The organism is Streptomyces sp. SID486 (genome assembly GCF_009865385.1).
In the GTDB taxonomy this organism is placed as follows: domain Bacteria; phylum Actinomycetota; class Actinomycetes; order Streptomycetales; family Streptomycetaceae; genus Streptomyces.
Window position 1 is genome coordinate 1 of record NZ_WWJT01000771.1, and the last position, 9,068, is coordinate 9,068.

General features: G+C 72.9%; 7 protein-coding genes. All 7 read left to right on the forward strand.

The window, feature by feature from the left end; all coding sequences use genetic code 11:
• The first annotated feature begins 105 nt into the window (after positions 1-105).
• Complete coding sequence (locus GT045_RS36425; RefSeq protein WP_161336828.1) at positions 106-1,584, forward strand: 3' terminal RNA ribose 2'-O-methyltransferase Hen1; 1,479 nt, start codon at positions 106-108, stop codon at positions 1,582-1,584.
• The gene (locus GT045_RS36430) at positions 1,581-4,124 is read left to right on the forward strand and encodes a polynucleotide kinase-phosphatase (RefSeq protein ID WP_161336829.1); all 2,544 of its coding nucleotides are present in this window, start codon (positions 1,581-1,583) and stop codon (positions 4,122-4,124) included. The genes GT045_RS36425 and GT045_RS36430 overlap by 4 nt, the downstream gene beginning before the upstream one ends.
• Before the next feature lie 59 nt (positions 4,125-4,183).
• Entirely contained in the window at positions 4,184-4,327 is a 144-nt protein-coding gene (locus GT045_RS36435; protein ID WP_161291664.1) for a hypothetical protein, read from the forward strand.
• 2 nt (positions 4,328-4,329) lie between these two features.
• On the forward strand, positions 4,330-6,177 hold the full coding sequence (locus GT045_RS36440; RefSeq protein ID WP_161336830.1) for a RiPP maturation radical SAM C-methyltransferase: 1,848 nt from the start codon (positions 4,330-4,332) through the stop codon (positions 6,175-6,177).
• Positions 6,174-6,713, forward strand: a complete 540-nt coding sequence (locus GT045_RS36445) for a DUF5825 family protein (protein WP_161336831.1) — start codon at positions 6,174-6,176, stop codon at positions 6,711-6,713. The genes GT045_RS36440 and GT045_RS36445 overlap by 4 nt, the downstream gene beginning before the upstream one ends.
• Before the next feature lie 153 nt (positions 6,714-6,866).
• On the forward strand, positions 6,867-7,508 hold the full coding sequence (locus GT045_RS36450) for a hypothetical protein (RefSeq protein ID WP_161336832.1): 642 nt from the start codon (positions 6,867-6,869) through the stop codon (positions 7,506-7,508).
• 21 nt (positions 7,509-7,529) lie between these two features.
• Positions 7,530-9,068 (forward strand): hypothetical protein (locus GT045_RS36455; RefSeq protein WP_161336833.1); only part of this gene is annotated, 1,539 nt, incomplete at its 3' end.

The window sequence follows — 9,068 nt, forward strand, 5'->3', positions numbered from 1 at the left end:
CCCGGGCTCCGCGCCCGAACCCCGCTCCCCCCCGGAGTCTGTCGCCCCGTCCTCGCCCGGAAAACCGGTGGTCGGTGAGAGGGGCGGGCGGAGAGACTCGGTGGCATGTTCGTGACGATCTCCACCACCGGTACGGCCGGGAGCCCGGCCACCGACCTGGGGTACCTGCTGCACAAGCACCCCGGCAAGGCGCAGGCGTTCTCCACCTCGTACGGCACGGCGCACGTCTTCTACCCCGAGGCGCGGGCCGAGCGCTGCACGGCCGCCCTGCTGCTGGAGATCGATCCGGTCGCCCTGGTCCGCAGGGGCAAGGGCAAGGGCCGCGGCGGCGCGCCCGACGCGGCCCTCGCGCAGTACGTCAACGACCGGCCGTACGCGGCTTCCTCACTGCTCGCGGTCGCGCTCGGCAACGTGTTCTCCAGCGCCCTGCGCGGGGTGTGCCAAACCCGCCCGGAACGGGCCGCGGCCCCGCTGCCCCTGCGCGTCGAGGTCCCCGCACTGCCCGCCAGGGGCGGCCCGGACCTCGTACGGCAGCTGTTCGCGCCGCTCGGCTGGACCGTGACCGCGGACCCGGTGCCGCTCGACACCGCGTTCCCCGAGTGGGGCGACTCGCGGTACGTCCGGCTCGTCCTGGAGTCGCAGGGGCTGACCCTCGCCGAGGCGCTGCGCCACCTGTACGTCCTGCTGCCGGTGCTCGACGACGCCAAGCACTACTGGGTCTCCGCCGACGAGGTCGACAAGCTGCTGCGGGCCGGTGAGGGCTGGCTGGCCGGGCATCCGGAGCAGCAGCTGATCACCAGCCGCTATCTCTCCCGCCGCTGGTCACTGACCCGCGAGGCGATGGACAGGCTGGAGCTGGTGCGGCTCGCGGAGGCCGACGACAGCGCGGTCGAGGACATCGACAACGCCGTCGGGGCCGAGACCGAGGCCGAGGAGAAGCCCACCCCGCTGGCCGTGCGGCGCCGGGACGCCATCCTCCAGGCGCTGCGGGACCACGGCGCCGGCCGGGTCCTCGACCTCGGCTGCGGGCAGGGCCGGCTGGTGCAGGAACTGCTCAAGGACCCCCGGTTCACCGAGATCGTCGGTGTCGACGTGTCGATGCGGGCCCTGGCCGTCGCCGCTCGGCGGCTGAAGCTGGACCGCATGAGCGAGCGGCAGGCCGCACGCGTCAAGCTCTTCCAGGGCTCGCTCGCCTACACCGACAGCCGGCTCAAGGGGTACGACGCCGCGGTGCTCAGCGAGGTCATCGAGCACCTGGACCCGCCCCGGCTGCCCGCCCTGGAGTACGCGGTGTTCGGCGCGGCCCGGCCGGCCACGGTCCTCGTGACCACACCGAACGTCGAGTACAACGTCCGCTGGGACAGCCTGCCCGCCGGACACGTCCGGCACGGCGACCACCGCTTCGAATGGACCCGTGCGCAGTTCCGGACGTGGGCCCACACGGTGGCCGAACGGCACGGCTACACCGTGGAGTTCACCCCCGTCGGGCCGGACGACCCGGAGGTCGGACCCCCCACGCAGATGGCCGTTCTCACCCTGAGCACCACCCGTACGAGCACCGAGAAGGAGGCGAGGCCGGCATGACCGGGACACAGCGTGGGGGACGGGTCCTGCCCGTCACCGATCTCTCCCTCGTCGTCCTCGTCGGCGCCTCCGGCTCCGGCAAGTCCACCTTCGCCCGCAGGCACTTCAAGCCCACCGAGGTGATCTCCTCCGACTTCTGCCGCGGCCTGGTGGCCGACGACGAGAACGACCAGGGCGCGACCCGGGACGCCTTCGACGTCCTGCACTACATCGCCGGCAAGCGGCTGGCCGCCGGCCGCCGTACCGTCGTGGACGCCACCAGCGTGCAGCAGGACAGCAGGCGCCGGCTCGTCGAGCTGGCCAGGGAGCACGACGTGCTGCCCATCGCCATCGTGCTGGACACCCCGGAGGAGGTCTGCGCCCAGCGGAACGCGGCCCGCACCGACCGCGCCGACATGCCCCGCCGGGTCATCCAGCGCCACATCCGCGAACTGCGCCGCTCGCTGCGGCACCTGGAGCGCGAGGGCTTCCGCAAGGTGCACGTCCTGCGCGGGGTGGAGGAGGCCGAACACGCCACCGTGGTCACCGAGAAGCGCTTCAACGACCTGACCCACCTCACCGGCCCCTTCGACATCGTCGGCGACATCCACGGCTGCTCCGCCGAGCTGGAGGCGCTGTTGGCGAAGCTGGGCTACGCCGAGGGGGTGCACCCGGACGGCCGTACCGCCGTCTTCGTGGGCGACCTGGTCGACCGCGGCCCGGACAGCCCCGGCGTGCTGCGCCGCGTGATGTCGATGGTGAAGTCGGGCAGCGCCCTGTGCGTGCCCGGCAACCACGAGAACAAGTACGGCCGGTACCTCAAGGGCCGCAAGGTCCAGCACACCCACGGGCTCGCCGAGACCGTGGCGCAGATGGACGGCGAGAGCGAGGAGTTCCGCGCCGAGGTCCGGCAGTTCCTGGAGGGACTGGTCAGCCACTACGTCCTGGACGGCGGCCGGCTCGTGGTCTGCCACGCCGGGCTGCCGGAGAAGTACCACGGCCGCACCTCCGGCCGGGTCCGGGCGCACGCCCTGTACGGCGACACCACCGGCGAGACCGACGAGTTCGGGCTGCCGGTGCGGTACCCGTGGGCGGAGGACTACCGCGGCCGGGCCGCTGTGGTCTACGGCCACACACCCGTCCCGGAAGCCACATGGCTGAACAACACCATCTGTCTGGACACGGGGGCCGTCTTCGGCGGCAAGCTGACCGCGCTGCGCTGGCCGGAGCGCGAGCTGGTCGACGTGCCGGCCGAGCGGGTCTGGTACGAGCCGGCCAGGCCGCTGCGCACCGAGGCGCCCGGCGGGCACGAGGGCCGGCCGCTGGACCTGGCGGACGTGCGGGGCCGCCGGGCCGTGGAGACCCGGCACGCCGGCATGGTCGCCGTCCGGGAGGAGAACGCGGCGGCGGCACTGGAGGTCATGAGCCGCTTCGCGGCCGACCCGCGTCTGCTGCCGTACCTGCCGCCGACCATGGCGCCCACGGCCACCTCGCGGACCGAGGGCTACCTGGAGCACCCGCTCGAAGCCTTCGCCGCGTACGCCCGGGACGGGGTCGCGCGGGTCGTGTGCGAGGAGAAGCACATGGGCTCGCGGGCCGTGGCCCTGGTGTGCCGGGACGCCGGGGCGGCCCGCGAGCGCTTCGGCGTGGACGGTCCGACGGGCTCGCTGTACACCCGTACCGGGCGGCCGTTCTTCGACGACGAGCGGATGACCGAGGAGATCCTCGCCCGGCTGCGCTCGGCCGTCACGGACGCGGGCCTGTGGGACGAACTCGGCACGGACTGGCTGCTGCTGGACGCCGAGCTGATGCCGTGGTCGCTGAAGGCAGCGGGGCTGCTGCGCCGCCAGTACGCGGCCGTGGGCGCCGCCGCCGGCGCGGTGTTCCCGGACGCGCTCGCCGCCCTGGAGGCGGCGGCCGGACGCGGTGCGGACGTGGGGAGCCTGCTCGACCGGCAACGGGAACGCGCCGCCGACGCCGCCGCGTTCACGGCCGCCTACCGCCGCTACTGCCGGCCCACCGACGGTCTGGAAGGGGTCCGGCTGGCCCCCTTCCAGCTGCTCGCCGCCCAGGGCCGCAACCTCGCCGTGCTGCCGCACGACGGACAACTCGCCCTGATCGACCGGATGGTGGAACACGACGGCAGTGGACTGCTGCAGACCACCCGGCGGCTGTACGTCGACACCGGCGACCCGGAGTCGGTGCGCGCGGGCGTCGACTGGTGGCTGGAGATGACCGGCAGGGGCGGCGAGGGCATGGTCGTCAAGCCGCTCGGCGCGCTGGTCCGCGGCGCCGACGGCCGGCTGGTGCAGCCCGGCATCAAGTGCCGGGGCCGCGAGTACCTGCGGATCGTCTACGGTCCGGAGTACACCCGGCCGGACCACCTCGCCCGGCTGCGGCAGCGGTTCCTGAACCACAAGCGGTCGCTCGCCCTGCGCGAGTACGCCCTCGGCCTGGAGGCCCTGGACCGGCTCGCCGACGGGGAGCCGCTGTGGCGCGTGCACGAGGCGGTGTTCGGGGTGCTGGCACTGGAGTCGGAACCGGTCGACCCGCGCCTGTGACGCTCCCCGGCGCACGAAGCCGCCACACGGCACCCTTGTGTCGCACACGCGTTGTCCATATGGTGGACCGCCGTGCGGCACAAGGGTGTTCGCCGTCCGCGAGGGGAGAGACGGGCGTGGAGATCAAGAAGATCGTGGTCCGTGAGGACGAGCGGAGCACCACGCGCCGGCCGGCGATCCTGGAGAAGCGGCCGACCCGCTGAACATGCGTGTCCACCTGGTCACGATGCCGTGGCATCCGCTCGACCTGCCGTCACTGCAACTGGGCCTGCTGAACCGGATCGTGCGCCGGGGCCGCCCCGGTGACGCGGTCACCGAGTTCCACGGCTCCCTGCGCTGGGCGGAGTTCCTGCTGGAGCACTCCGGCGGCCTGCTGCGGCCGGCGGACTACGTCGAGGTCGGCAGCGACGCGATCTTCCACGGCCTCGGTGACTGGGTCTTCTCCGGCGTCCTGTACGACGACCCCGGCTGGGGCGTGGCCCGGCTGCGGGACTACGCGGCCGGCCGGGGCGTCTTCACCGACACGGCCATGGCGATGCGGCCGTACGCGGCCGCCTTCGTCGACGCCTTGGCGACCGAGGTGCTGGCGGGCGCCCCGGACGTCGTCGGGTTCACCAGCACCTTCATGCAGAACGTCCCGTCGCTCGCGCTGGCCCGGGAGCTGAAGCGGCGGTGTCCCGGGCTGGCGGTCGTCGTCGGCGGCAGCAACTGCGACGGCCCGATGGGTCACGCGCTGCACCGCAACCATCCGTTCGTCGACCACGTGGTCAGAGGCGAGGCCGAGTACGCCTTCCCGGCCCTGCTGGACCACCTGGCCGCGGGGACCGACCCGGTGGACGTACCCGGCCTGTGCTGGTGGGACGGCACGGTGTCGCGGGCCAACACCGAAAGTCGGCGGACCGTGGCACCGGCCGACATACCCTCGCCCGACTACGACCAGTGGCAGGCCGCCCTGGACGCCTCCCCGGTGCAGGAGCACATCCACCCCAAGCTGGTGGTGGAAGGCGCCCGCGGCTGCTGGTGGGGCGAGAAGCACCACTGCACCTTCTGCGGGCTCAACGGCACCGCCATGGCCTTCCGCGCCAAGCCGGGGGAGCGGCTGTGGGAGGAGATCGACCGGCTGGTGCGCCGCCACCGGCTGCTCGACGTGGTCACCGTCGACAACATCATCGACATGGCCTACTTCCGCGACTTCCTGCCCCGTGTCGTCGACAGCGGCTGGGACCTGCGGCTGCACTACGAGGTCAAGTCGAACCTCACCGCCGCCCAGCTCCGGCTGCTCGGCGACTCCGGCACGGTGCACATCCAGCCCGGCATCGAGAGCCTCGGCAGCCGCGTGCTGGACCTCATGGACAAGGGCGTCACCGGCGCCCGCAACGTCCGCACCCTGCGCGAGTGCGAGAACCACGCCCTGACCTGCTCCTGGAACCTGCTGTACGGCTTCCCCGGCGAGACCGCCGAGGACTACACGCCCGTCATCGACCAGCTTCCCGCGCTGGTCCACCTCCAGCCGCCGAGCGGCGCCCACCGCATCCAGCTGGAGCGGTTCAGCCCGCACTTCACCGACCCCGGTCTCGGCTTCGGCAAGCGCCGCCCGGCCGAGATGTACCAGCACGTCTACGACCTGCCCGAGAGCGAACTCGCCGAACTCGTCTACCTGTTCGACAGCGAGCCGGCGGGAATCGGCGGATCTGCCGAGCGGCGGCTGAAGGAGGGGGTGGCCGCGTGGCGGGCCGGACACGCCCGGTCCCGCCTGCTGTTCGAGGAGGACGGCGAGCAACTCCTCGTGCACGAGGGGCGGTACGGCCGGCCGCCCGCCACCCACTGCTTCACCGGCTGGCGCGCCGCGGCCCTGCGCCATCTGGAGGACGGCCGGACCGTCCCCGCCCTGCACCGCCTGCTGACCGCCGACGGGCACGAGGTGGCGGCGCCGGACCTGCACGCCTGGACCGGACAGGTGTGGCAGCTCGGCCTGGTGTTCCGCGACGGTGCCACCTATGTCGCGCTGCCCACCTGGGGCGAGCCGGTCCGGCTGCCGGAGAGGGCCGGATGAGCGGGCTGCCCGGCGCCGTGCCGCACCGGCTCACCGGCCGCCTGGTGGAGACGGCCGGGCCCCTGGACCTCGGCGGGACGGGACGCGGGACGGCGGAGGCGGTGGCGTTCCTGCGCGAGTGCCAGGGTCTCGGCCTGCGGGTGGACTGGCGCGCGACGGGGACACCGTCGTACGACCCGGCCCTGTTGCACCACCTCCCCCCGCCCGCCCGACACCTGTCATCACCGGACGAGTTGACGGCCTGGCGGGCGGCGTACGCGTACGGCGTCCTCCACCACCGGCGCGGCCCGGACTTCGTCGCCGTCCTGGACCGCCGGGAGCGGGGCACGGCGGCGCGGCTCACCCTGGACCATCCCGCGCTGCACGACACCTTCCTGCGGCTCCTGGAGCCCACACCGGTCGACGCCCTGGACCCCGCCGGGCGCGAGGCCCTCGGACTGCTCGCCGCCGAGCGGCTGGTGCTGGCCGCCGGAGGGTGGGCCGTGTCCCTGCCGCCGCGGATCCGGCGGTGGCCGGTCCCCTGCACGGCGGTCTGAGCCCCCGGCGGGCCGCCACGGCCCACGACCGGATCGGAAGCGCATCGGAAGCGCGAAACCGGCTCCCGGCCGGCGGATGTCGGGCAGAGTGGCTGTCGTCCCACCGACGGAACAAGCCACATCCCGGCGCTCTGCCGGGAGTTTCGAGGACCCATGAACCACACCTACGAGCCGCCCAGCCTGTTACCGGCCGGCGGCAGAGAGCGGACATACGCGCTGCTCATCGGTGGTGTCCCCTTTCTGCTGATCCTGCTCATGGGCATCGTGCCCCACCTGGCCCCGGACGACGGCGGCGGCTCCGGTGTCCCCTCCTACGACGGCCGCGGCGGCTACTCGGGCGGCTACTCCGGCGGATACGACCTGTCGACCCCGGACGTGCCGACCCCCGACGCCTCCACGGCCTACTACACCACCGAGCCCTCGGAGCCCGCCTACGGCACCGACGCCACGGACACGGCCCCGGTCCCGACCGACACCGCGGGCACCGAGCCGTCCGACGGCACGACGACCGGCCCCGACGGCACGGTCGACCGCTTCTTCGACGCCATCAACGAGCGCGACTACCAGACCGCCTGGGACCTGGGCGGCAGGAACCTCGACGTGTCCTACTCCTCCTTCGTGTCCGGCTACGCGACCACCGAACGGGACGAGGTCACCGTCGACTCCGTGGACGGCGAGACGGTGTGGGTGCACCTCCTCGCCCGGCAGACCGACGGCACGCAGAAGTCGTACAGCGGCCGGTACACCGTGGTCGACGGGGTCATCACCGGCGCCTCCATGACCCCCACCGGCTGAACAGAGCGGAGCGAGAAGACAATGGCGAGTGATTTCCTCACCGTGCCCGCTCCGGCGCCGGACCCGGACGGCCCGGCCGCGGGCCGGCCGGGCGCCGACGCGACGAGCAACGCCACCCGGCTGCTGTGCGCGGGTACCTACCTCGACCCCGTCTACCGGGCCGGAGTGATCCGCGAGCTGCTGACCCACCAGTACCGGGTGGTGGCGCCGTCGTACGGCTACGACGCGGTTCCCGTGCTCGCGCACGCCCTGGCGGCGCGCCGGCTCCAGCGCCTCCGGCTGGCCGTGCTCGGCGCGGGCGTCGCCGTCACGATCCTCCTCATGGCGGTCGGCGCCCTGAACGGCTTCACCGCGGCGCTGGCAGTGCTGTGGCTGCTCTGGTTCACCGCGTTCCTGCGCCGGGTGGTCACCCTGCAGACGCTGTCGCGCCGGCTGACCGCCCCGGCCGGCGGCGGGCGCCGGGGGAGGGGCTTCGACGGGTCGTACCCCGACCACCCCGAACTGACCCCCGAACTGGTCGACAAGATCAAGCGGGAGCAGACCTCGGACGGCACGGTGATCCGCTACGGCGGCTACAAGCCGTTCGTCGGCGCGGGCAAACAGGTGCGCCGCTGGTCCAACGCGGAACTGATGATCGGCGCTCCGGTCGGGGCGTTCGACGACCGGCCCGGCGCGGGGCACACCGCGGCACCCACGGCGTCCGGCCAGGAGCCCAAGCGCAAGGAGGTCGTGCCCTTCACCGTCGAGGAGCTGACCGCCTACGTCGCGGACCGCATGACCGCCCGGCTGCGGGCCCAGGCACGCCCGGCCCAGCGGATCGAGGGCCTCGCCGTGGAGCGCAGCACCTTCAGCACGGCCGTCACGACCCTCCGCGGTGTGGCCGAACCGACCCCCGACCAGCTCGACGGTCACTGGGACGACGTCTACGACGCGGGGCGCGACTACCTGTGCATCCGGGTGGGGTCCTGGAACCAGGAGCTGGTCACCACGGCTTTCGTGGGCTTCGACCTCAAGGGCAACACCCTGCACACCGAGTTCTACTCGTACGTGCTGGCGCCGATCGAGAGGAGCTTCCACCTGGTGGACCGGCTCCCCGCCACCCTGGACGAGCGGGTGCTGCTCAAGGTGGCCTGGCACACCCTGCGCGGCACGCCCCACTCCGCCCTGCGCTCGGCCGCGGCCAAGGCGGCCGGCGCCCGGCTGCTCCCGGAGCTGCCGTGGTCCAGGAACCGGATCCGGGTGCCGCAGCCGGCCGACACCAGTGAGTTCGGGCTCGGCCGCTACGCCGACGCCCTCCTGAACCGCGGCGCGGTCACCAGTGTCCGAGAGATGGCGACCAGCACCCGCTTCCACGTCTTCTTCCAGGAGACGGACACGATCAAGTACACGCAGATCGTGGAGCGCCAACTCCTCAACGTCCTGCGTGACTTCCTGTACGAGCACAACGTCGACCTGGCGGAGCACGAGGCCCGTCAGACGAACATCCTCAACAACTACGGACACAACAACAGCTTCGTGAACGGCGACAACAACACCACCAACTCCGGCACGCAGAACTTC

Excerpts from the sequence above, each read along its gene's own strand:
- GT045_RS36445 (WP_161336831.1), top strand. The coding sequence starts at position 6,174 with ATGAGCGGGCTGCCCGGCGCCGTGCCGCACCGGCTCACCGGCCGCCTG.
- GT045_RS36425 (WP_161336828.1), top strand. The coding sequence starts at position 106 with ATGTTCGTGACGATCTCCACCACCGGTACGGCCGGGAGCCCGGCCACC.
- GT045_RS36450 (WP_161336832.1), top strand. The coding sequence starts at position 6,867 with ATGAACCACACCTACGAGCCGCCCAGCCTGTTACCGGCCGGCGGCAGA.
- GT045_RS36440 (WP_161336830.1), top strand. The coding sequence starts at position 4,330 with ATGCGTGTCCACCTGGTCACGATGCCGTGGCATCCGCTCGACCTGCCG.
- GT045_RS36430 (WP_161336829.1), top strand. The coding sequence starts at position 1,581 with ATGACCGGGACACAGCGTGGGGGACGGGTCCTGCCCGTCACCGATCTC.
- GT045_RS36435 (WP_161291664.1), top strand. The coding sequence starts at position 4,184 with ATGGTGGACCGCCGTGCGGCACAAGGGTGTTCGCCGTCCGCGAGGGGA.